Here is a 22,068-nt window from a genome sequence, read left to right as displayed (position 1 = left end):
AAAAAATTTTAGCAAGGCATTGGGATTCAGGATTTAGGATTCAGAAAGACTTTGACAATTTACAGACCTATTACCTCTCAACTAATCAAAGGTACCAAAGCTGTATATAAGCAAGCGTGCTCCGGTTGAACAGATTAGCAAACCGGCTCATATGATGATTGCGTTTACTAGAGGACGATCGCTTGCAGGAGCGCTGTTCATAGGGTAGGAACCACGTCTTTACAGAAAGTTGTGCTAGGCTTACGAATAAGGATTATTTTCGGCTGTGTGATTCGTCTTAGGAGCGTTTCTCCGGATCTAACTCTCTACACTTTCAGATTCGGGAGAGTCTCCATGTCAATCTATGTTGGCAATCTATCCTATGACGTTACTCAGGATGATCTTAGCCAAGCCTTTGCCGAGTATGGCGAGGTGAAGCGCGTACAGTTGCCGACAGACCGAGAAACAGGTCGTTTGCGAGGCTTTGCTTTTGTCGAAATGAGTACAGAAGTAGAAGAAACCGCCGCGATCGAAGCATTAGATGGTGCTGAATGGATGGGTCGTGCCCTGAAGGTTAATAAAGCGCGACCGCGTGAAGAGAGAGGATCGTCCGGCGGCAACTGGTCAAACAACAATCGCTCTTCTCGCTCCTATTAGGCTTAGAGACAGAGGCTTTCACTCTAAAGTCTTGAAGGCAGACAAGGAGTCTGCCTTTTTTGCTGATAGCTTGCTTATGTACAGCAAGCATTCAACAGTATTGAATTAATCTGTGCGGAGGTTGAATGACTCAAATTGTTCCGGGTGAAAGTGAAGGCATTGACTCAGCGCTACGCCGCTTTAAGCGCGCTGTTTCCAAAGCAGGCATTTTTCCAGATATGCGTAAACACCGCCACTTTGAAACACCGATCGAAAAACGTAAGCGCAAAGCACTGGCTAAACACAAGCAAGGCAAGCGGAGATTTAATCAATGACCGCTGAAGCGTCTTCTGTGCCTATCGATCATGTGATTTTAGAAGCGCTGCAACATGGAGACAAAAATCGTGGTCAGCTTTTTGATTTGACTGGTAAAAGCTATTCAGCGCTGGTTCCTGCCTTGCAGCATCTTAAGGACCAGAACCACATTGAAACGTATTTTGTTCCCACGGGGACATATCTGTACTCACCTATCGTCTGCGCTCAAGCGTTGATTAATTTGTATGTCACCTCTTACTCTCAAAAACCCCATGAACACGAAAGAACTCATGAGCCGTTATTCGGCAGGACAAAGAGATTTTAGAAGCCTAAACCTGATGGCAGCTAACCTCAGGAACCTGAATCTAAGTGGTGCAAATTTGAGTGGTGCTAACTTAACCAAAGCGAACTTAACCCGCACAAATTTAAGCCATGCTAATCTCACAGATGCCATTCTTACGGGTGCAAATCTGACGGAAACAAATCTGACTAAAGCAAATTTAACTAATACAGACTTAAGTGATACAAACGTAAGTGAGGCAAATTTAAGCCATGCCTATTTACGTGGCGCAAGGATGGCTGACGGCGTTAGCCCTAGCGCTGTAGCAAATCACCTGAATGACTGAATTTATGCTTCCTACAGTAAATAGCATAATGCGATGCCTTGCTAAATAGACTGTGTTGTACGGTAGCAGCAAACATCAGTCTCTATCAGTAAAGATATAGAAGCGTACGATCAGTCAAGTCGATCGTACGCTTTTACTTTAAACAATGCATTTAGAACAGTTCAAAAGAAATGGCAGAGCTGACGCTTTTGAATTTTCTGGTTCGCTTGACTGAGATTGCTCACGATGTTGGGCGTAAATCGGGCGAGCAATTTTAGAAATACTGCGCTTAAAAAAGAGAACCATCACCTGATGTAGCCACGCTAAGCTGAGTGACAAGAAATCCCAATCCTATTTAGGTTTCTACGGCTTGCGTTGCCAGTCCAGCTAGTGCCCCTGTCGTAGTTTTGCCAATAATGTAGAGATCGAGATTGATTTGGCCCAGACGATAGACTGTTAAAGCATCAAGAGACTGCTTCAAGGTTTCGACAAGTGCTTGGTAGCGTTTGACGACTGCTGTGGCTTCAGCGTCATGCCAATCTTGTGCCTGGGTAGCGATCGCAAAAAAGTCATCCACTGCTTCGGTTTCAACAAGCGTATCTGGGGGGTGATTAGTCAATTGCAGCAAGTGTTCCGGCGTGAGGATGGGTAACTCGTCCTGCCAATAGACCACAGTGAAGGGGTAATCTGACTCGCTCATCCACTGCAAACCTGCGATCGCTTCTTCCAAAGTGTTGATCAGTTCTGCATCGTTCATCCCTTTTTCCTCTTTCAATGCTCTTCTACCAAGCTCCGCGCACTTTCCATCCACCTCTGACCGATTGTGCTTTAGAGAAACGAGGGCGATCGTCGCTAGTGAAACGCCATGCGTTAAAACATCCACTCCAAGCCGATGCCCACGCGGCTATCGCTGCGAAACCGAGAATTTTGCTTCTGTAGATCGGTGGATAGACGCAGGTTATGTGTAAGGGCATAGCCGAAGGAAAGGGTCGTTAACCCAACTTCAGCTTCACTGCCAGGGGCAACCCAACTCTGTGTAAGGGCAAGATCAGCGGCACCCGTCCGTGATGGCACTAGTAGCAAGCGCAGACCCACGTGAACGCCATCAGTCGTGTAACGAGTGGTTGCCAAATGGCGATAGCCAATCACCGGAGCCACATTAATGATGCTACCTAAAGGACGAACGTAGTAACGCAAATCGGCTCCCCATGCTTCGCGGGTGCCATTAAATGCAGTCTGATAATCAGCACTGAGCGTCAAACCCGATCGCCCGACAAAGACATCCTCAATGCCAAGATGAACGCCTCCTGCCTGCCGAGTCGATGGAAACTGGGAATAGCCCAAACGCAAGCGCGTCCTAAAGCTAGGATCACGCCTGATGTCGGTCAGAACGTTGGGCACTTGCTTCAGCCAGCGTTGCAAAACGGGACTGCTTTCGGTTAGTGCTGGGTCAAGGTCAATCGGAATGGTAGCGGCAGGGTTTGGGGTCTGAGGGTTAGGGGTTGGGGCCGGTTGGGGCAGTGGGGTAGACTGTGATGTCGTAAGGTCAGAATGCTGTGGTCCTTCGACAGGTTGGGCAGTCGAAGGTTGAGTATTTAGCCTTGTAGTTGTTGAGTCTGTCTCTTGGTTCGCCATCGGTGATGCGACTAAACGGGTTGGCTGAGGCTCTTTACCAACTTCTGTGACCGCTGCTTCCTTCGATCGCTCTTTTGTTTCTACAGGTTCGAGCATCAACGGTGCAGCTTCAGGGTACTGACACCAGGCGGGAGCAGCGAAAAAAGCAAGACTCACTGCTAGTGAAAGTGTTTGAAGGTAGCAATGTGAGGTTAGTGAGTGCGATCGCAACAGGTTATCTCGGTTCATGAACACGTTGATACTGGCATACTTCAAAGCATTTCCACAAAAAAACGGCTTTGCACCTGTAAGTTGCAGGTTAGCAAAGCCGCTAAAACCAAGGACGAAAAAGCAATCTAACGAGCAGTTCCTTGTAGGGGGGCAGCGTCGATCGGCTTCATCAAATAAAGCCGGATGAGGTGCCACGCATTAGACGCATAGTAAGGTAGCTTTTGGAAGAACTGCACAAACTTTGGTGTATCAGCGCTGACGATCGCCGTTAGCTTGGCATTGTTCTGCACACACTGATCAAGACGTTGGTAGAACTCAGGATTTTCTACATCCAGAACAACCGGAAAGACCTTCGCGGTGCTTTCGTTGGTTTTATTAATTACGTGAATGTCATATTCGCGTGCATCCAAACCAAGCGCTTTGTAAAAGCCCGATCGCTGAATGTCGTTCAGGTACATCGTGGCAAAGACGGACAACAGAAAGAAGCGGCACCATAGCCTTGCCTTCCAGTCATTCAAGATCTGGGGCTGCGATCGCATCATCGCATCAAAGAAATCACCGTGCCGATTTTCATCCTGGCACCAGTTTTCAAAGAAGCGGAAGATCGGATAAATTCGGTCTTCTGGATGTGCTTCGAGGTGACGATAAATCGTAATGTAGCGCCAGTAGCCAATCTTTTCAGACAGATAGGTGGCGTAAAAGATAAACTTTGGCTGAAAGAAGGTATAGCTGCGGCTCTTAGTCAAAAAGCCTAAATCAAGCTGGAGGTTAAAATCTGACATTGCCTTATTGAGGAAGCCTGCATGCCGTGCTTCATCACGCGACATCAACGCAAAGCATTCTGCCAGCACCGGGTTCTTGCCTTTCAGCTTGCGCGCCAGTTCTTTGTAAAGCAAAAAGCCAGAAAACTCAGCCGTGCAAGAGCGTTCTAAGAACTCAACAAACAGTTGGCGCGTTTCCCCATCAATATGCTCCCAAGACTGGTCGAACTCAGTCGTACGGACAAAATGATGCCGATTGTAATCGACGCGAAACTCTTCCAGAATCGCCAGCAGTTCATCTTCATTGGGCGAAATATCCATCGCCGCCACTGCATCAAAATCGGTTGTATAAAACCGGGGCGTTAGAATCGTTTCCTTCGCAGGAACTTTTACTCCGGGGCGTATTTCTTCAAAGCCAGGCTTTTTAAGGGAATCTACCATGAGTCGTTTCGTTCTTTTTTCAGATTCTACATCGCAGGGATGGTGTGCTGAACCGCCGCAGTGCCTCACTCTTAAGACGAAAGCCAGTAACTGGTGCAACCGAGCTAAGAAGGAATTTGCTGAAGCCCAGCAGCGTACGAAACCACTACGATGATTACGTGGTCTAGTCTATCAAGGTAAACGGTGACAAAACGCGGCGATCGCGTTAAGACTTGCAACACACCATCAACTTTTGTAACTACTGAGTCATATCACGCCGCTTACTGTGCCTGCTTCAGAGCAAAGTCTTTATGATCTAGAAGTGGGAATTTCCAAGCCTTGTAAACGTGAAGCACTGTGAGAACTGAAGCACTGTGAAAACGAACGCATCCCAAATAGGCATGAACAAAGCTGGCACGGCTTACATCCTTTGGCTCGGCTGCTTGCTTCAACTGCATGGTCTGCACCGCCTTTACAATGGCAAGATTTTGACCGGACTGTTGTGGATGTTCAGTTTTGGTCTCTTTGGCTTTGGGCAAGTCATTGATCTTCTGCTCATTCCCAATATGGTTGATGAACACAATACCAAACTCAGAGCGCGCCAGGGTTGGCTGCCCGACGGCTCTTTACCAACCCAACCTGTGATTCAGCGGGTTGTTACGGTTGATGCAAAGCCGGTGCCACCTCAGCCCATGCCAAATTCCTTGGTCGTTAAACTGCTAAAAGCGGCAGAAGCGAGAGGTGGTAATCTCTCTGTGACTCAAGGCGTGATGGAAACAGGGGCTAGCTTTGCTGAGGTTGAAGCCACCTTGCTACAAATGGTGAGAACGGGCTACGTTGAAATCACTAATGATCCCAAAACTGGGGTTGTCACTTATGAATTCAAAGAGCTTTAAGAAAGACTTCTAAATGTGAGACTACAGAAGTCCAGCTCTATGTAGCCGTTCGTTTAGAACCTTTAATTTCTCACCAGCCATTTTTGAGCATTTAGCCGTTGCAGCGTCCAGAAAACCAGCAAGCCTAGATCAACCTTGCGCTCATCAATCCGAAAAGATTCCAGGGTGCTGGCTTTGCCACCGCTTTCTGCACAGGAAAAGCCCTTTTGTCCGTTAATCTTTTCGTCAAAGAAGTAAATGTTGAACTCTCGGGTTTGTCGATCGCCGTTGTGCCATTGACCAATGACCTGCCAGCATTCTGGTGCCTGGGCAAAGCCGATAACGTTGATTTTGCGCTTTTCAAACGTGAGATCCACATTGGGAATCTCTTGTTTTGCCAAGCCTGCTTTTAGGGCGGGCAAATAATCTTGCTGAACAAAGTCAGCAAAAGGCTTATCTTCTAACGCAGGCGGCTTTTCTTTCTTTGCCTTTGCAGCAGGTTTAGCACCCTCTTCTCCTTCAGCCTCTGCTTTGGGGGGGCGTTTAGCAGCTGGTTTCTTGGTGGCTGTGTCTGCCTCAGGGGTATCAGAAATAGCATCTGGTTTAGCGGCTTCTGGTTCCGGGGCATTTGCCGTTGGCATATCGGTTGTTTTAGCTTCAGCATTAGTCAGAGCTTGACCTTCGCTTTGGTTCGGCTCGGTTTGTTTTGGAGTTTCTTCTGCCATGCTTCAGGTCAATCCTTATTTCAAAGTTGCAGCGATCGCCGCGCGGTGTGAGGACAGTAGCTTAGAAATCTGGAGGTGTCGTAACAGAGAATATGGATTCTTTTCTGTAAGCTCCTTAAGGAAGGGGCAACGCACTGTCGGCGTTTGATCACTTCCTGCGTTTTATCTTAGTGGAATGCAGAGTTAGGGGCTAGAGGAAATGTAAACCGTTAGCATAGAGTTTGTGGACAGTAAGCTGTGATCGATTTACCCGTGCCGCCATCACCTTCTCAGGCAGTTAGCCTTCATACGTTAGTGCAAGGACAGGGTTTTCCCATTCTCTGTCTCCATGGTCATCCGGGTTCGGGGCAGAGCCTGTCCGTTTTTACAAAGCAGTTGTCTGCACGGTTTAAGACGCTCGCGCCTGATTTGCGTGGCTATGGCAACAGTCACACTCAGACAGATTTTTTGATGACTGACCATTTGAGCGATTTAGAAGCGTTGCTTGATCGCCATCAAATTGATCGTTGTTTGGTCTTAGGTTGGTCGTTGGGCGGTATTTTAGCGCTTGAGTTGGCGTTGCGATCACCTGAGCGAGTGAGCGGCTTGATCTTAGTTGCAACGGCAGCGCGTCCAAAAGGCAATCATCCAGCAATTACGTGGCAGGATAATGTTTATACAGGTATTGCATCGATCGTGAATTGGTTCCATCCTGGCTGGCAGTGGAATATTGACACCTTTGGACGGCGATCGCTGTATCGCTATTTGATTCAGCAACACACGCCTGCTGCCTATCACTATCTCGCTAAGGATGCTCTGCCTGCCTATCTGCAAACCTCCAATCGGGCAACGCAAGCGCTTTTTACGGCTCTCCAGCGGGGTTACAATCGCCTTGCTGATCTGTCTGCCATTCAGTGTCCTTGCCTGGTGCTTGCAGGTGCTGAAGACCGTCACATCACTGCTGCTTCCAGCCTGGAAACTGCCCAAGCCCTGCCTGATGCCGAGTACCATTGTTACCCTAACGCCGCGCACTTGTTCCCGTGGGAAATCCCTGACCTTGTGCAGGCAGACATTGATCGTTGGTTAGCGCAATACCCAACCGCGGTTACGCCTCGCGCAGGGTATGACGCTGCCTCTACCGCTTAACTAAGCTGTAAGGTGTTGTCAATATAAACGAGCGATAAAGTGCTTCCGCACGATCTTGTTAGTTCAGCAAATGTTGTGGTTGTAGCGGTTTTAACTTGTCCTCATCAGACACAATACCTGAGGCATTTGCAAGCGATCGAAACTCTATCTCTTCTCATGGGGTGCTTCATAGCAATGCAAGAACCGTCGATCGCGCCATTACTCAAAGATTTGCAAAGTCCAGACGAATCAATTCGCGATCGCGCTACTCAAGCGCTTTGGCGCATCTGGTTCGAGCAGAAAGGGGTGCTTGGTTTCGAGACAATTCAACGTGCTCAGACCTTACTACAAGAAGGCAATATTGCTGAAGCAGAGGCGACCCTGACCGCACTGGTGGAAGATCAACCTGATTTTGCGGAAGCTTGGAATCGTCGCGCCGTACTCTACTATACTCAGGGTCAATACCAGCAGGCGATCGCAGACTGCGAGACTGTCCTTCGCCTGAACCCGGTTCACTTTGGTGCTCTACATGGTTTGGGGTTATGCCACGCTGTTTTGGGTAACTATCCAGCGGCGATCGAGTCGTTTCGCAAAGCAACAGCCATTCAGCCGTATGCCTTGGCAAATCAGCGATTGCTCCTGGAATGCACTATGCGTCTTGGGTAAGCGTTCAGCACTCCTAGCATAATGCTGTGTTAGAGGCAGTACTTTCTTGCGGTCAAGTGTATTGCTTACCGTTCAGAAGCGTGATGAATAATTGACTTTTAGCGCAGCTTACTTAGCACACTGCTGCCGACAAAATACTTGCCAATACCAGCAAAACGTTTAATGCGAAACGGTTAGCTTTTTATGCTGCCAGATCATCACTCAGGTTAGTCAAGTGATCTCAATCACCCCCGTAGCAGGGTTGGATCACTTGCTTCATCAAGCAAGCATTAGAGAATTTAGACAGAGTTCCTGCCACTCACTATGAAAAGAACAGCCATGATCCGGCACTTGGTCGAAAAAGCACTTTATTTCAAACGGTTGACTCCTGACATTGAAAATGAGATCAACTATGAACTCACTCGTTTAGGTTACATTTCAGATGTTGATTTTGAAGCACTTGAACTGCTGATGTCTGAGATGGATGCTGGACGAATTAAGCTCGTTCCCAGCAATTAAACGATCGTTGTTTTTGGCGGTGTTTTTGGTTGATCGTTTCGATGTCAGTTTTCCTACTGACTGGCACATTTTCTAGTCTGCCTAGCTAATGGCGTTGGTTTTGCCAAAGCCGACTTGAAGTGTGATCGCCCATGTGATGCAGAGTAAAAGGCATCAGGCGGAACATATGCTTACGGGCACCATAATAAACAACTTCATAGTGTCGCTTCAACAGTTGATCAATACGGCTTAAAACTAATGGTACCCTTCACTACAGCTTGAACGATCGTCAGTCCAGAGCTATTTCGATTTACGCTGCTTTAGGTATATTAACGACAAATCTATAGAAAAGCTCTTAAGTTCTGGCTAAAGAACACGCCTTAACCCGATTCCGTATAAGATGCTGACACCTGCTGACGCTAATCGCTTGCTGACAGTATGCTTATGAATCAATCAACTCGAACCCACCGCTTACCTGCTTTTGTCTCTAGCGATCGTGCTGCTTTAGCGCTCAGATTCATCATCAGTTGTTTCGGTATGGCAACCGTCTTTATCAGCCACTCAGCGAGTGCCGAAACGTTGTCTAGAAAATCCGCACTACAGCTTACAAAAACGCCTGTCACAATGCCTGTGGCTACGATCCCAGTTGCCAAGAAGCTTTTGGGGCAATGGTTGACAAAGGAACCACTGGAGGGTGATACAGTGATGTTTGTCTTTGCGCCAGAGGGTAAGCTGTACATTCTTTCGGGCACGTCTGCGTCAGGAAATGCGATCGCCAATCAAGTACAATATCGCCTCGACGACAAACCTCAACCCATGCATCTGGATGTCATTTTGGCAGCAGAGACAACGGTTGAAACCCTGTTTGAGTTTACAGCCGATGGCGATTTGCGTGTACAGATGTTGGACACCCGACCTGGCAAGCTGCGTCCTAAGGAGCTGAACGACAACGCCACGCTTTTTCAGAAAATTTCTGACGATACGACCCCGCCCCCTGGCAGCGAGTTGAAGAAATCTTCAGCAAAATGAAACTGCTACATGAGTTTAGAGCCAGTGACCAATCACGTTACGCCTATACCTAGCCTTGTCGCTCCTGAAGTGGCAAGCAATTCGCTTCAGAATGCCTCACTGTTAAAATTGGGTGTGATGGCATCGGGTAGTGGCAGTAATTTTGAGGCAATCGCCCAAGCGATTGCCGATCAGCAGCTTCACGCGCAGGTAAACGTGCTGCTTTACAACAATCCTGGTGCAAAGGCGGCGGCTAGAGCCGATCGTTGGGGTATTCCTGCTGTGCTGCTCAATCATCGCGAGTTTGAGAGTCGAGAAGCACTGGATGAAGCGATCGTCGAAACGCTTCGACAGCACGATGTGGAATGGGTCATCATGGCAGGCTGGATGCGGATTGTTACGCCTGTTTTGATCAACGCCTTTCCCAGACGCATTTTGAACATTCATCCCAGTCTACTCCCCAGCTTTAAGGGCAACCGCGCTGTGGAGCAAGCGCTGGCAGCAGGGGTAAAAATCACAGGTTGCACGGTGCATCTAGTTGTGCCCGAAGTGGACAGCGGCGACATTATTATGCAGGCAGCGGTGCCTATACTCCCCAATGACACGCTCGAAACGCTGCACGATCGTATTCATACGCAGGAATATTGTATTTTCCCCAAAGCGATCGCCCTAGCAGCCCAGGTTCAACCGCCTTCAAACGCTTAATGTAGCGATCCACCTTAAATGCAGGGCTGACTGCTCATTTCTGGGCTACCTGTCGCCACTCTTCAACCACAAACGGCGGCACAGGTAGTTCGATCGGCTGTCCCTGCACGGGCACTGTCAACCGCAGTGGTGTGGTTGAGTTTAACTCACGCATCACCTCAAGTAGGTCATACTCTGCAACATTTGAGGTGTCCGTAACAGGCGGAGTTTCTGGTGCTAACCAGATGCGCTCTGTTCCAGTGGTAATTTTCAGTGGATGAGGATGCTCTAACGCTGCCCTGCCTGGAAAGCCTACTAGCCGTAGATGCAAACTTTGCGTTAATCCACCTTGCACCCGCTTGTAAAGCACCACCTGCCACGTCTGATTCGTGCGATCGCGCAATGTTTGCAGCGATCGATACATTACACTGTCGTTGCCTTCTGGGTACGTATGCACAGATGCTAAGCCGTCCGATGCTCCAACGACCAGAAAGAGCATGAGAAGCGCGCCAATTAACCAGATCTTTTTCAATGGCGTGTTGTTGCTAAATGAATCGATCGTTTAGCGAATCGTGACTTGCAGCCTGTAACTGGCATTTCCCCGCGTTGAACCTACCACAATTTGGTAGTCTCCTGTTTCCGGTAGGGTGTTAGTCCAGCTAAAGGCTTCTTGCTTCAACGTCCGTTGCTGCCCCGCTTGATCGACTGGGGCGACTACATCAAAAACGGCATTGTCCTCTAGCGACACGATTCTAATGCTCATCTTTTGCCCTTTGCGGGCACTAAGGAGATAGCGATCGCGGGTTCCACTCACAACGCTGTCTTTGATCGTGGCAGAACTTGCACCCGGTGCAAACCGCACTCGTCGGAGGCGCGATTGTTGAGCCACCAGCTTTGGCGCTTCAGACGTGCTCTGTAACGTTACAGAAGCCGTGTGTAAGCTAGCGGCTGTCACAGTCGTCAGCGGAAGAACAGCAGCACTCACGGCAACTAACGGCAGTGCTAACCGGAAAAACCATCGTTGAGAGTGGATTGACATGGGTGGACGGTACTCAAGATAAACGCTATGGAACCATTTCGGGTTGCTTCGGTGGTGCTTCTTCGGGCTGCTTCGGTAGTGCTTCCTCAGCAGGCAAACCCAAGACATCTCGATAGAGCTTGACGTATTCGATCGCGGATTTGTCCCAGCTAAAGTTCGCTGCCATCCCACGCTGTTGCAGCTTGCGCCATGCGTCTTTGAAGCGGAAGCCTTCCCATGCCCGTACCATGCCTGTATAAAGGTCTAGCGGCTCATAGCGATCGAACGCGTAGCCTGTCCCTTTGTCGTTAGCGGGATCATGCGGCTCTACAGTATCGACTAAGCCACCAGTGCGACGGACGATCGGCACACAGCCATACCGCAACGACAACATTTGACTGATGCCGCACGGCTCAAACCGAGATGGCATGAGAAACGCATCACTGCCTGCATAAATGCGTCTTGACAATGCTTCGTTGAACAGCAGGTAAACGGACATTCGCCCTGGATAGCGAGAGGCTAGCTGCCACATTTGGGTCTCGTAGTAGCGATCGCCTGTTCCCAACAGCACAAATTGCGAATCGGTATACGCCATGAAGCGATCCAGTACTTGCAGCACCAGATCTAACCCTTTTTGCTCCACAAGTCGCGTCACCATGCCGATCAGAAAGGCACCCGAATTCACCTCCAGCCCTACTTCCTCTTGCAGTGCGATCTTGTTGGCTTTGCGTTGATCAAGTGTGTCGGCTGTGAAGGTCTGTGTCAGGCTTTTGTCGATCGCCGGATCGTACGCTTCTGTATCAATCCCGTTGACAATGCCAGATAGCTTACCGCTAATAAACGACAGCAGCCCTTCCAGCGATTCGCCGTAGGCAGCAGTCTGAATTTGTGCTGCGTAGGTGGGTGACACCGTATTGACGCGATTCGCAAACTGCACGGCGGCTGCCATTGTGTTGTGCCCCTGCATATACCACGGGCACCAGGTCATCTGCTCCAGCTTCCAGCGCCAGGGCCCCTGATATGCCAGATTGTGAATCGTAAACACGGTCGAAATATCGGGCGACTGATGCATCCAAACAGGAATCATGCCTGTATGCCAATCGTGGCAGTGTATGATTTCAGGCTTCCAATAATTCCAGGCAAACTCAGCCGCTCCGTTGGCAAATAGTGTGAACCGCCACTCTTCCATGTCGCCAGCATAGATGTGTCGTGGCAAGAATGAGGGATGCCCAAACAGGTATAGCGGTACATCTGTCCCTGGCAGCACCGCTTCGTACACATCAAAGCTCTGAAACATTGCGTTTCCTGACCAGACTGGCTCTTTGGGCACCGTCATTTTGTCAGGTAGAAAGCCGTAGTAAGGCAAAAAGATACGGACATCGTGTCCCATCTGACGCAGCACTTTAGGGAGTGCCCCAACTACGTCTCCCATGCCACCGACTTTTGCGATCGGAGCCGCTTCGGCAGCAACAAACAAAATTCGCATAGTAAGCCTCAGTTCCCTTCAATGTCTGCATCAGGTCTTGCTCAAACGCTACCAGCTTTCTGCTCCTAACGGGTAACTTGATTTGATTTGCAACCGTTAATCCTTCGTTAGCTTCTGACTTTAGACTCCATGCTGTCGCCTGACGGCTTCACAGAGTTTAAGAACTTATTAAAAGATCGGAGTAATGCAAATTCTCTAGGTAGCTTGATAGTCAAGATACCTCCTAACTGCGTCTCTAGCCCTATTTGGTTTGCCAGCTTTGGTGAATCAGTGGGGCTTTTATTTCGCTGATTCCTTCAGCGCGAGCGCGTGATCTCGATCGTGATTGCGCCACCAAAATCTGGAATCGGCGCGGCAGGTTTATGCAAACGCACCCGCACTTGCTGGATGAGGGCAGCCTGACTGGACGTTGCTGGATGCAGAATGGCATCGGCGATCGCAGTTGCTAACCGCTCTAACAATGCAAATTTTGCCGTTTTCACAAGCGTCTGCACTGTGGCAATGACCGTGCGGTAGTCCAGTGTGTCATCCAGGCGATCGCTCTGCCCAGCCGTCGTCAGATCTAACCACAGCGTCAGCTCCACCTCAAACCACTGTCCCAAAATTTGCTCTTCTGGCAGCGCTCCTGTGTAGCCATAACAGCGAATGCCGCTTAGTTGAATGCTATCCATGCATTTAATATCGTCAAATTTAACTTGTTGCTGGCGGCTTGGAGCTGAACGAACTTCTTCTAGCTATCGTACGCGATCGAGCATTTCATCACTCTGCCTCTACTTCCTTAGGTTTGTCAGCAGCCTGACCTTTCTAAGCTACAGAGCATTTCATCACTCTGCCTCTACTTCCTTAGGTTTGTCAGCAGCCTGACCTTTCTAAGCTACAAGCCCCAAGCTACAAGCCTTTAGTGAAAACCTCTAAGAAAAATCTCCTAAGTAGTTGACAGATCCGTTTTCTTTTGAGATATTAAAGATCGTCTGATTTCGCGGGTGTGGCTCAGTGGTAGAGCGTCACCTTGCCAAGGTGAATGTCGCGCGTTCGAATCGCGTCACCCGCTTAAGTTACGGTTATTAATGGATTCTTGCAGGAGAACCCACTAATAGACTTTGCTATTGCCCTTGACCGCGCTTTTACTCTGTTTCTACCAGAGTTTGAAGCTGATTTTGATGAAACTACTCTACTAACAATTTTTAGCTTAAGTTATGTAGATGAGTTGAAACGTAAGTGATCGTCATACCTGGCAACCTCTTTCCTGGCTTACCAAGCAAGACGTTTATGCGTATCTGAAGGCGGATTCAGATTAGGGGCAAGAATGGTAATATTTGCGTTAAGCAGTTAATGCCGCTCATACCGTTTGGTAATGACAGTAGGAATGAACTGAATCTGGGTGCTTTATCAGCGGGCACAAGTACAGCCTGAAGAGTTCGCACTGTTGTAGCTTGGACACTTACCTAATCTTTGCCAGAAGTTTTTTTGCTGCCTGTGCAACCTCAAAAAGCTCAAAAGATAGATCTAGCTCAAAGCTACCCCTGCCCGTGTCGTCGTCGGGGGCAACTCACTCAGATTGCTTTGACTGAAGCGTTTGGGTGTAACCGCTGCCAGCAAATTTTTGTTGTCGATGAAGGTGGTTATGTCCTAGAAGAGCTTTCCACTAGCTATCGCTACAAGCGCACATGGCGTTGGAACGGACATCAGTGGCAGGGTGCGTCGTCTGGCTTTGGCGACAGCTACTTGTCGATTGCGCTTGGTATTGTGCTAACGATGTTGATCATCGGGTTGCTGCTGGCGCTTGGTTCTCCAGGCAATTCTGGACCAATGTTTTGGGTGATCGTGCTGCTACTGTTGGCGTTGCTCCCCGCACTGATGGTTTTGCTAGCTTATAGACGTTAGCTCAATGACAACTGATTCTTTTAGCCCCTCTCCTGATCCCGTTACTGCTGTCCACCGTGCCCATCGAGCGTCTGTGGATATGGCGACGACAAAAGGGGCAGTGCGAAGCTACGCTGTACAGGCAATGGCTCAGGCGCTGAAGCAGCAGCAGGATGATATTCTCGATGCCAATACGCTAGATCTAGAAGCTAGCCGTGAGATGGCAGTACCGGATTTGATTTTAGAATGGCTTAAACTAACGCCAGAGCGGCTTCAAGCAGCGATACAGATTTTACAGCGCTTAAGTGAGTTACCCGATCCGATTGGTCGTGTGATGAATGCAACCTACCAGGTTGCTCACTGCCAAACTTACTCGCAGTTGATGCCGCTCGGCGTGATTGTGCTGATCTACGAAGCGTTTCCAGAGCTTGCTGCGATCGCCGCCGGACTTTGTGCCAAAACAGGCAATAGTCTGATTCTTAAGGGTGGTAGCGAAGCCAGCAATTCTAATCTGGTGATTGCCCAGGCGCTACATGGTGCGATCGAACGGGCTGGCTTACCAGATGGCTGCTTTCAAGCATTGCCTTCTGACCAGGGCACGTCGGTGCGTGAGCTGATTGCTCAAGACCAATACATCAATTTGGTCATTCCCTATGGGCGACCTAATTTAGTGCAGCAAATTGTACGCCAAGCGGCTGCGCCTGTGCTGAAGTCGGCAATGGGCAATTGCTACCTTTACTGGTCGCCATCTGGGAGCCTGGATGCCGTACGTTGGATGATTCTCGACAGCCATCAAAGCGAGCCAGATCCAGTTAATGCGATCGAAAAAGTCTTGATTCACCGCAATCAAAACCCCTCCTCTCTCATCATGTTATGGAACAGCTTGAGAGAAAAGGGGTTTGAAGTGAGAGGCGATGCTGAGCTAAGCGAGGAGTTTCCTGAACTCCGGTTTAGCGAAGAAACTGAATGGCGACAAGCCTACCTGGCAAAAGTCGTTGCCTTTAAAGTTGTAGACAATATAGAAGCCGCGATCGCCTGGATTAACCTTTACAGCAGCGGTCATGCCGACTGTTTAGTAACGGAGTCTTATCAAGAAAGCCGACAATTTGCGCTGGGTGTGAACAGTGCCTCGACCTACATTAACGCCTCGCCCCGATTCTCTCGCAACCCCAACCGAGGTGACTCGATTTTTCTGGGGATGTCTAACCAGAAAGGTCAGCGACGCGGGTTAATTAGCTTAGAGACATTGACAACCATTAAACATATTGTGCAAGGCACAGGGCAATTCTAAACAGAAAGTACAAAGGCTAAAAGGTTGTTCCCTTTAGCCTCTGCTTTGAGCTTTCCTTACTCTTTCCCTGCCAGTTTTACCTTCGTCGCTAACCCCAAGGTTTGTAGAAGCTGAATTGTCATCCAAGTGATGTCAATTTCCCACCACTGCAAGCCGTGACGGGCAGAGTGTTGAAACGCATGATGATTGTTGTGCCAGCCTTCACCGTAGGTCAGCAAGGCAACCCACCAGCAGTTGGTTGATCGATCGCCCGACTCATAGGTACGGTAACCGAACTGATGTGTGGCGCTGTTAACCAGCCAGGTGCAATGGAAGACCGCAACCAAACGCACAAAAACACCCCAAACCACAAACGGCCAGCCGCCTAGAAAGTAAAGACCCAGACCTAACAGTACCTGCAAGGGAATAAATTGCTTGTTTAAAAATTGGTAAAATGGGTCATCATGCAGGTCTTTGGTAAAGCGATCGACTTGAGAACGGCAAGGAATTTCGCGCAACATCCAGCCCATATGGCTCCACCAAAAACCACGATTAGAGTCATGGGGATCAGCGGTTTGATCAGAATGCAAGTGATGGAGTCGGTGCATTCCTACCCAATCAATTACTCCCCCCTCACAGGCTAACGTGCCGCAGAAGGCAAGAAAATACTCTAGCCATTTGGGTGCTTGAAAGCTGCGGTGAGTGAGCAAGCGATGAAAGCCTAAAGTAATGCCTAATCCGCCCGTTACCCAATGCAAAAATACTGCAACACCAAGCGCCGCCCAGCTAAAGTTTGCTGGTATGAGGGCAAAGAGTGCGCCTCCATGCACGATCACCATGAAGAGAATCACGGGCAAGTCAAAGGTCGATTTTTTAGAAGTTGCAACAGTCATTCATTCATCTCAATGTAGATTATGGTGCCAATCTGTACGGCAATCGGTTTCGCTCATCTTTAGAGGGGTGAACTCAAGCTGAGACTACGTAATTTACGTCGATGCTTCAGAAAACACCTAGCGTATTCTAGAAAATAATGAGACATCTATGAGCAGCTTTCATCTTTCAAGCGAAGGAGACCAAGCACTATCCCTGATTTTTTCTGGAATTGACACGCAGGTCAAGGAAAATTTACGGCGAGTGCTGGCTGCCTTTCGCAATCACCGAGTGGGCACGCATCACTTTAGTAGCGTGTCAGGGTATGGTCATGATGACTTGGGACGACAGGTACTCGATCAGGTGTTTGCCGAAATCGTCGGTGCAGAAGCAGCAGCAGTGCGCGTGCAGTTTGTCTCGGGCACCCATGCGATCGCCTGTGCCTTGTATGGCACCCTTCGTCCTGGTGACGAACTATTAGCTGTTGCAGGTTCCCCTTATGACACGCTGGAAGAAGTGATTGGTGTACGGGGGGAGAATCAAGGTTCCCTTGCAGAGTTTGGCATTCGCTATCGAGAACTGGCGCTAACTGAATTAGGCACAATCGATTGGCATGCATTAGAGTCTGCTATTAAGCCAGAGACACGGATGGTCTTAATCCAACGCTCCTGTGGCTACTCGTGGCGCTCTAGCTTAGCGATCGCTGACATTGAAAAAATTATCCAAATTGTTAAGCGGCAAAACCCTAACACCGTTTGCTTTGTCGATAACTGCTACGGCGAGTTCGTTGCCGATCGAGAGCCAACTGCTGTCGGAGCCGATTTGATGGCAGGCTCGTTGATTAAAAATCCCGGCGGTACGATCGTAACCGCTGGTGGCTATGTGGCAGGACGCGCTGATCTCGTTGAAGCAGCAACCTGTCGTCTGACCGCTCCCGGTATTGGCAGTGCTGGAGGCGCGACCTTCGATCAAAATCGGCTGTTGTTTCAGGGACTATTTCTTGCGCCGCAAATGGTGGGCGAAGCCATGAAAGGCAATCATCTGACTGCTACTGTTTTCAACCGTCTAGGCTATCCAGTTAACCCTCTCCCGCAAGCCCCTCGCCGAGACGTAATCCAGGCAGTCCAGCTTGGGTCGCCAGAAAAACTCATTGCTTTCTGCCGTGCCATTCAGCAACACTCTCCGATCGGCTCTTATCTTGACCCTGTACCTGCTGCAATGCCGGGTTACGAGAGCCAGCTAGTTATGGCAGGGGGCACCTTCATTGACGGCAGCACTTCAGAGTTTTCTGCTGATGGTCCCTTACGAGAGCCGTACACGGTCTTTTGTCAGGGCGGTACTCATTGGACGCATGTTTCAATTGCCCTAGAAGCGGCGATCGAGGCGATCGGACACGCTTAAATGAGTTGTCAGTAGCTGGATTAATACCAGTACATTTAACTTGTAACTTGAAGTTGATGCTAGATGAGCTGTCTATAAGGGCTTTCAAGTAAGTGGATAGAATTAAACTGAGCACGCTGAACGCTGAAAGCTAACCGCTTATACTAATGGCTACAGATTTCCCGACAACAGCTTTTAGAGATTATTCGTTTGATGAGGGTTTCTACTTAGATCGATTCTGGCTAGTATTGCAATCATCGTTTTCATTAACTATAACTAGATAGGCTTATTGCAGGATAAAGAATGAGCGAAAACAGATTTTTTGGCTTCTAAGCTAAATGAATTGACCAACTAAAAGGCTGTATTGAAGAGATGGATAGCATCACAATAACTCCACTTCTCCTGGAAAAGCGAAGTGCCACCAGCATAGTTTTTCTTGAAAGAGTCAAAAAAACTGTAAATTGCTTTTGAGAACCTTCATCCACTCGTTGATTCCGATTGAATCTTTGTCTGAGAATTAGTGATGAACGAACAAAATTAGGGACATCCAGCGAACGCAAGAATGGGTGATGCAGCGGTCAATTTATCCAGGATTTGGGTGCTATAGCGTCCAAAATTAAGTTAGAATCACAGACTAATTCGTACTGGTAGCACACGCTAACTGTTGCTAAAGCTGAAACATAGCCACCAGCTTAAGCCATAAGCAATTTCGTCCTAAGTTCCCCTAACTACAGCACTCATTCGTTAGTCACTGCCATGTTAGCAACTCCTCGTTCGGCTCACGCTCTTGCTCCGGGTCTGCTGCAAAGGGTGCATCATATTGCCTTTAACGTGAGCGAGATGCAGGCATCTCGCCACTTTTATGGCGCGTTTTTGGGGCTGCATGAGTTGACAGGTGACGAAGTACCCAGCACGCTTAAAGCGTTAGTAGCTGAAGGTAAGGTTGCTAACTTTGTCACCCCTGATGGGACAGTCATCGATTTGTTTTGGGAACCAGCTTTAGCACCGCCGAGCGCAGACCCGCAGCAACAGTTTACCCGTGCCAGTCATCTGGCATTTGATGTTGCGCCAGAGGCATTTGACCAGGTAGTGGATACGCTGCAACAGAGCCAGGTGCTCATTGAGCATGGTCCTGTCACACGTCCAACGGGGCGCGGAATCTACTTTTATGATCCAGATGGATTTTTGCTAGAGATTCGCTGCAATCCCTAGCACTTATGCCTAGAGGCGCGGTGCTTCAGTGGAGCCACTTCGTGAACGCACAAATTTATCCAGTCGCTCCATGCCCCGATTAATGGTATCCATATCAGTGGCATAGGAGAGCCGAATACAGTCATCGGCACCAAAGGCAATGCCAGGAATCAAAGCGACCTGCTGTTCTTCCAAGAGCGCGTCGCAAAATTCTAGAGAGGTCATACCAGTCTTTGCAATGCTTGGAAACAGATAAAAGGCACCATCAGGTTTAGCACAGCTTAAGCCCGGAATCGCGTTGATGCGATCGAACATCGCTTGACGGCGTTCAGCGAAGGCAACTCGCATTGTCTCAACACAGGCTTGAGAACTTTCTAAAGCTGCGATTGCCCCCCACTGGGCAAACGTACAAACATTAGACGTACTGTGCCCTTGAATCCGCGTCGCAGCTCGGATAATCTCTACAGGACCCGCTAACCAACCCACACGCCAGCCTGTCATTGAGTAAGCTTTGGCAAAGCCGCTGCTAACCAGAGTCCGCTCATAGATTTCTGGGCTGCAAGTACCGATACTGACGTGCTGGGTACCGTCATAGACAAGTTTTTCGTAAATTTCGTCCGAAACGACAAGGAGATCGTTGCTAACGACGACCTCAGCCAAAGCCGCCAACTCTGCTGACGTATAAACCATCCCGGTTGGGTTAGAAGGCGAATTAATGATAAAAAGCTTTGTCTTGGGTGTGATCGCCTGCTGAAGCTGGGCTGGCGTAATCTTAAACTGGCTTTTCTCGTCGGTCGGCACAATGACAGGAGTGCCGCCAGCCAGTTTTACCATTTCGGGATAGCTCACCCAATAGGGTGCTGGAATAATCACCTCGTCGCCAGCATCAATAATGGCTAGCATCAGATTAAACAGAGAATGCTTGCCGCCATTCGTGACAATCACATTCTCAGCACCGTAGCAAAGCCCGTTATCATTCTGTAGCTTCTGAGCGATCGCTTCTCTTAGTTTTGGTTCACCTGCCGCTGCGCCATAACGAGTTTTACCAGCATCAAGCGCTTGCTTTGCTGCTTCTACAATGTGGGCGGGTGTGGCAAAGTCGGGTTCTCCAGCACTGAAACTACAAATATCAACCCCATCTGCCTTCAGTGCCTTCGCTTTAGCATCGATCGCCAGAGTTAATGAAGGAGTAACCTGCTCAACTCGCTTTGCCAGTTTCATGCTACTTTCAGAGCCTTTGTTGCCGTATGTTTCTACTGTAATTACGTTCAGAATACCCTAGTTGCTAAAGACCGCGCATGGTTTTTAGCTGTTTGTCAGTCAACCGCCATCAAACTAAAAGGCTCCTGCGGTGAAGCAGAAGCCTTATTAGTGACCGATTTATGCGACCGAAGCTTGAGCTTGAGTACTAATCAAGGTCAGGCATTGCCAATACGGGTTCAGACTCGCGATCGATCCCCTTCTCAAAGCCAGCCACTGCTGCACGAGCGCGACCTGCATGCCAGAGATGACCCACCAGGAAGAAGAAGCCCATGACGAAGTGGAAACAAGCCAACCACGAGCGAGGAGAAACATAGTTAAACGAGTTAATCTCCGTCGCTACACCACCCACTGAGTTCAATGAACCAAGGGGTGCGTGAGTCATGTACTCAGCCGCCCGACGTGCTTGCCAGGGCTGAATGTCGTACTTAATCTTGTTCAAATCAAGCCCGTTAGGACCACGCAGAGGCTCCAACCAGGGACCTTGGAAATCCCAGAAGCGCATCGTCTCACCACCGAAAATAATTTCGCCAGTTGGAGAGCGCATCAAGTACTTACCAAGACCCGTAGGACCTTGCGCCGATGCCACATTTGCACCCAGACGTTGGTCACGAATCAAGAACGTAAGCGCCTGAGCCTGCGATGCCTCTGGACCTGTAGGACCATAGAACTCGCTAGGATACGCCGTGTTGTTAAACCACACGAAGCAAGCAGCAATAAAGCCCATGAAAGACAACGCACCAAGGCTGTAGGAGAGGTAAGCTTCACCCGACCAGATCAGCGCACGACGCGCCCAGCCAAAGGGCTTGGTCACAATGTGCCAAATGCCGCCTGAAATCAGGAGAAGACCTAGCCAGATATGACCACCAACAATGTCTTCCAGGTTGTTGACACTCACAATCCAGCCATCGCCACCAAACGGCGACTTCAACAGATAGCCAAAGATGATTGCTGGGTTAAGCGTCGGGTTTGTAACCACGCGCACATCACCACCACCAGGTGCCCAAGTGTCATACAGACCACCGAAGAACATTGCTTTTGCCACCAACAGGAACGCACCAAGTCCAAGGAGGATCAGGTGAATACCGATGATCGTGGTCATTTTGTTCTTATCTTTCCAGTCGTAGCCGAAGAAAGAAGAGTAACCTTCCAGCACTTCAGGACCACGAACCGCGTGATAAATACCACCAAAACCAAGTACAGCAGAAGAGATTAAGTGGAGAACACCAACAACGAAGTAAGGAAAGACATCAATTACTTCGCCACCAGGACCCACACCCCAACCTTGGCTAGCCAGATGAGGCAGCAAGATCAAACCTTGCTCGTACATAGGCTTTTCTGGAATGAAGTGAGCCACTTCAAACAGGGTCATAGCACCTGCCCAGAAAACAATCAAACCTTGGTGAGCAACGTGAGCGCCCAACAGCTTACCGGACAAATTAATCAGGCGAGCATTACCCGACCACCAGGCAAATCCAGAAGATTCCTGGTCGCGGTTGCTGCCACCAACAAAGTTATTAGAGAGCGTTACCACGTGGGAGTACCTCTTCGGGGAAGCTAAAGTTTTCATGAGGCTGGTCTTGAGGTGCCATCCACGCACGGATGCCCTCATTCAGCAGAATGTTCTTGG

At 49.1% G+C, this 22,068-nt stretch carries 25 protein-coding genes, 1 tRNA gene and 1 pseudogene; 15 read left to right on the top strand and 12 right to left on the bottom strand.

The genetic code is table 11. The features are described from left to right. The first annotated feature begins 333 nt into the window (after positions 1-333). From H6F86_RS11295 to H6F86_RS11280, 4 genes are all read left to right on the top strand, one after another. Entirely contained in the window at positions 334-636 is a 303-nt protein-coding gene (locus H6F86_RS11295) for an RNA-binding protein (protein WP_190448700.1), read from the top strand. A gap of 125 nt (positions 637-761) precedes the next feature. Continuing rightward, the gene (gene rpsU / locus H6F86_RS11290) at positions 762-950 is read left to right on the top strand and encodes a 30S ribosomal protein S21 (protein ID WP_190448699.1); all 189 of its coding nucleotides are present in this window, start codon (positions 762-764) and stop codon (positions 948-950) included. Then, a complete protein-coding gene (locus tag H6F86_RS11285; RefSeq protein WP_190448698.1) occupies positions 947-1,255 on the top strand; it encodes a hypothetical protein in 309 nt (102 codons plus the stop codon). Before rpsU ends, H6F86_RS11285 begins: the two co-directional genes overlap by 4 nt. Continuing rightward, positions 1,203-1,556: a pentapeptide repeat-containing protein gene (locus H6F86_RS11280; protein ID WP_190448697.1), complete on the top strand. Its 354-nt coding sequence runs from the start codon at positions 1,203-1,205 to the stop codon at positions 1,554-1,556. The genes H6F86_RS11285 and H6F86_RS11280 overlap by 53 nt, the downstream gene beginning before the upstream one ends. Positions 1,557-1,890: 334 nt before the next feature. Here the strand turns inward: H6F86_RS11280 and H6F86_RS11275 are convergent, their stop codons facing one another. The 3 genes from H6F86_RS11275 to acsF all read right to left on the bottom strand — a co-directional run bounded on the left by H6F86_RS11275 (position 1,891) and on the right by acsF (position 4,582). After that, entirely contained in the window at positions 1,891-2,418 is a 528-nt protein-coding gene (locus H6F86_RS11275) for a nuclease A inhibitor family protein (protein ID WP_206756030.1), read from the bottom strand. After that, positions 2,406-3,326, bottom strand: a complete 921-nt coding sequence (locus H6F86_RS11270; RefSeq protein WP_199305226.1) for a hypothetical protein — start codon at positions 3,324-3,326, stop codon at positions 2,406-2,408. Before H6F86_RS11270 ends, H6F86_RS11275 begins: the two co-directional genes overlap by 13 nt. Before the next feature lie 179 nt (positions 3,327-3,505). Then, on the bottom strand, positions 3,506-4,582 hold the full coding sequence (gene acsF / locus H6F86_RS11265) for a magnesium-protoporphyrin IX monomethyl ester (oxidative) cyclase (protein ID WP_190448695.1): 1,077 nt from the start codon (positions 4,580-4,582) through the stop codon (positions 3,506-3,508). Positions 4,583-4,935: 353 nt separating this feature from the next. Here acsF and H6F86_RS11260 point away from each other — a divergent pair, with 353 nt between their 5' ends. Beyond that, positions 4,936-5,457 carry an NINE protein gene (locus H6F86_RS11260; RefSeq protein ID WP_347240158.1) on the top strand — a complete coding sequence of 174 codons (522 nt, stop codon included), beginning with the start codon at positions 4,936-4,938 and terminating at the stop codon, positions 5,455-5,457. Between the two features lie 62 nt (positions 5,458-5,519). On the opposite strand, the gene H6F86_RS11255 is transcribed toward H6F86_RS11260, so the two are convergent. Then, positions 5,520-6,161, bottom strand: coding sequence for a DUF2996 domain-containing protein (locus H6F86_RS11255; protein WP_190448693.1), 642 nt, complete (start codon positions 6,159-6,161; stop codon positions 5,520-5,522). A 237-nt stretch (positions 6,162-6,398) separates the two neighbouring features. On the opposite strand from H6F86_RS11255, the gene H6F86_RS11250 reads away from it, so the two are divergent. The 5 genes from H6F86_RS11250 (at position 6,399) to purN (ending at position 10,121) form a co-directional block, all read left to right on the top strand. Next, positions 6,399-7,286 carry an alpha/beta hydrolase gene (locus H6F86_RS11250; protein ID WP_347240156.1) on the top strand — a complete coding sequence of 296 codons (888 nt, stop codon included), beginning with the start codon at positions 6,399-6,401 and terminating at the stop codon, positions 7,284-7,286. A gap of 174 nt (positions 7,287-7,460) precedes the next feature. Beyond that, entirely contained in the window at positions 7,461-7,931 is a 471-nt protein-coding gene (locus H6F86_RS11245) for a tetratricopeptide repeat protein (RefSeq protein ID WP_190448821.1), read from the top strand. Positions 7,932-8,234: 303 nt separating this feature from the next. After that, entirely contained in the window at positions 8,235-8,429 is a 195-nt protein-coding gene (locus tag H6F86_RS11240; RefSeq protein WP_190448692.1) for a hypothetical protein, read from the top strand. 423 nt (positions 8,430-8,852) lie between these two features. Further along, entirely contained in the window at positions 8,853-9,437 is a 585-nt protein-coding gene (locus H6F86_RS11235) for a hypothetical protein (protein ID WP_190448691.1), read from the top strand. A gap of 9 nt (positions 9,438-9,446) precedes the next feature. Beyond that, on the top strand, positions 9,447-10,121 hold the full coding sequence (purN, locus tag H6F86_RS11230) for a phosphoribosylglycinamide formyltransferase (protein WP_190448690.1): 675 nt from the start codon (positions 9,447-9,449) through the stop codon (positions 10,119-10,121). A 34-nt stretch (positions 10,122-10,155) separates the two neighbouring features. On the opposite strand, the gene H6F86_RS11225 is transcribed toward purN, so the two are convergent. The 4 genes from H6F86_RS11225 to folB form a co-directional block, all read right to left on the bottom strand. Continuing rightward, a complete protein-coding gene (locus H6F86_RS11225; RefSeq protein ID WP_242033475.1) occupies positions 10,156-10,632 on the bottom strand; it encodes a DUF3122 domain-containing protein in 477 nt (158 codons plus the stop codon). Between the two features lie 30 nt (positions 10,633-10,662). Then, the gene (locus H6F86_RS11220; protein ID WP_190448689.1) at positions 10,663-11,139 is read right to left on the bottom strand and encodes a hypothetical protein; all 477 of its coding nucleotides are present in this window, start codon (positions 11,137-11,139) and stop codon (positions 10,663-10,665) included. 25 nt (positions 11,140-11,164) lie between these two features. Continuing rightward, complete coding sequence (glgA, locus tag H6F86_RS11215; protein ID WP_190448688.1) at positions 11,165-12,604, bottom strand: glycogen synthase GlgA; 1,440 nt, start codon at positions 12,602-12,604, stop codon at positions 11,165-11,167. A 296-nt stretch (positions 12,605-12,900) separates the two neighbouring features. Further along, complete coding sequence (gene folB, locus H6F86_RS11210; protein WP_190448687.1) at positions 12,901-13,275, bottom strand: dihydroneopterin aldolase; 375 nt, start codon at positions 13,273-13,275, stop codon at positions 12,901-12,903. Positions 13,276-13,583: 308 nt separating this feature from the next. Here folB and H6F86_RS11205 point away from each other — a divergent pair. The 3 genes from H6F86_RS11205 (at position 13,584) to H6F86_RS11195 (ending at position 15,758) form a co-directional block, all read left to right on the top strand. Beyond that, positions 13,584-13,655, top strand: a tRNA-Gly gene (locus tag H6F86_RS11205). 425 nt (positions 13,656-14,080) lie between these two features. Continuing rightward, positions 14,081-14,488: a hypothetical protein gene (locus H6F86_RS11200; protein ID WP_190448686.1), complete on the top strand. Its 408-nt coding sequence runs from the start codon at positions 14,081-14,083 to the stop codon at positions 14,486-14,488. A 4-nt stretch (positions 14,489-14,492) separates the two neighbouring features. Next, positions 14,493-15,758 carry a glutamate-5-semialdehyde dehydrogenase gene (locus tag H6F86_RS11195; protein WP_190448685.1) on the top strand — a complete coding sequence of 422 codons (1,266 nt, stop codon included), beginning with the start codon at positions 14,493-14,495 and terminating at the stop codon, positions 15,756-15,758. 56 nt (positions 15,759-15,814) lie between these two features. On the opposite strand, the gene H6F86_RS11190 is transcribed toward H6F86_RS11195, so the two are convergent. Continuing rightward, a complete protein-coding gene (locus tag H6F86_RS11190; RefSeq protein ID WP_190448684.1) occupies positions 15,815-16,630 on the bottom strand; it encodes a fatty acid desaturase in 816 nt (271 codons plus the stop codon). 148 nt (positions 16,631-16,778) lie between these two features. On the opposite strand from H6F86_RS11190, the gene H6F86_RS11185 reads away from it, so the two are divergent. Together H6F86_RS11185 and H6F86_RS11180 are read left to right on the top strand one after the other, a co-directional pair. Then, positions 16,779-18,008 carry a methionine gamma-lyase family protein gene (locus H6F86_RS11185; protein ID WP_190448683.1) on the top strand — a complete coding sequence of 410 codons (1,230 nt, stop codon included), beginning with the start codon at positions 16,779-16,781 and terminating at the stop codon, positions 18,006-18,008. 735 nt (positions 18,009-18,743) lie between these two features. Continuing rightward, positions 18,744-19,199, top strand: coding sequence for a VOC family protein (locus H6F86_RS11180; RefSeq protein ID WP_190448682.1), 456 nt, complete (start codon positions 18,744-18,746; stop codon positions 19,197-19,199). A gap of 9 nt (positions 19,200-19,208) precedes the next feature. Here H6F86_RS11180 and H6F86_RS11175 read toward each other — a convergent pair whose 3' ends face one another. From H6F86_RS11175 to H6F86_RS11165, 3 genes and pseudogenes are all read right to left on the bottom strand, one after another. After that, positions 19,209-20,399, bottom strand: coding sequence for a pyridoxal phosphate-dependent aminotransferase (locus H6F86_RS11175; protein WP_190448681.1), 1,191 nt, complete (start codon positions 20,397-20,399; stop codon positions 19,209-19,211). 187 nt (positions 20,400-20,586) lie between these two features. Further along, positions 20,587-21,972 (bottom strand): photosystem II reaction center protein CP43, encoded by a 1,386-nt coding sequence (psbC, locus tag H6F86_RS11170; RefSeq protein ID WP_190448680.1) that lies wholly within the window; start codon positions 21,970-21,972, stop codon positions 20,587-20,589. Further along, positions 21,956-22,068 (bottom strand): annotated as a pseudogene (locus H6F86_RS11165) (photosystem II protein D2); the annotation flags it as partial. The gene psbC and the pseudogene H6F86_RS11165, both read right to left, overlap by 17 nt.

The sequence above is a fragment of the Phormidium sp. FACHB-592 genome, assembly GCF_014695795.1.
Taxonomy (GTDB): Bacteria; Cyanobacteriota; Cyanobacteriia; order Leptolyngbyales; family Leptolyngbyaceae; genus Stenomitos.
This window is presented reverse-complemented; position numbering and strand designations above follow the sequence as displayed.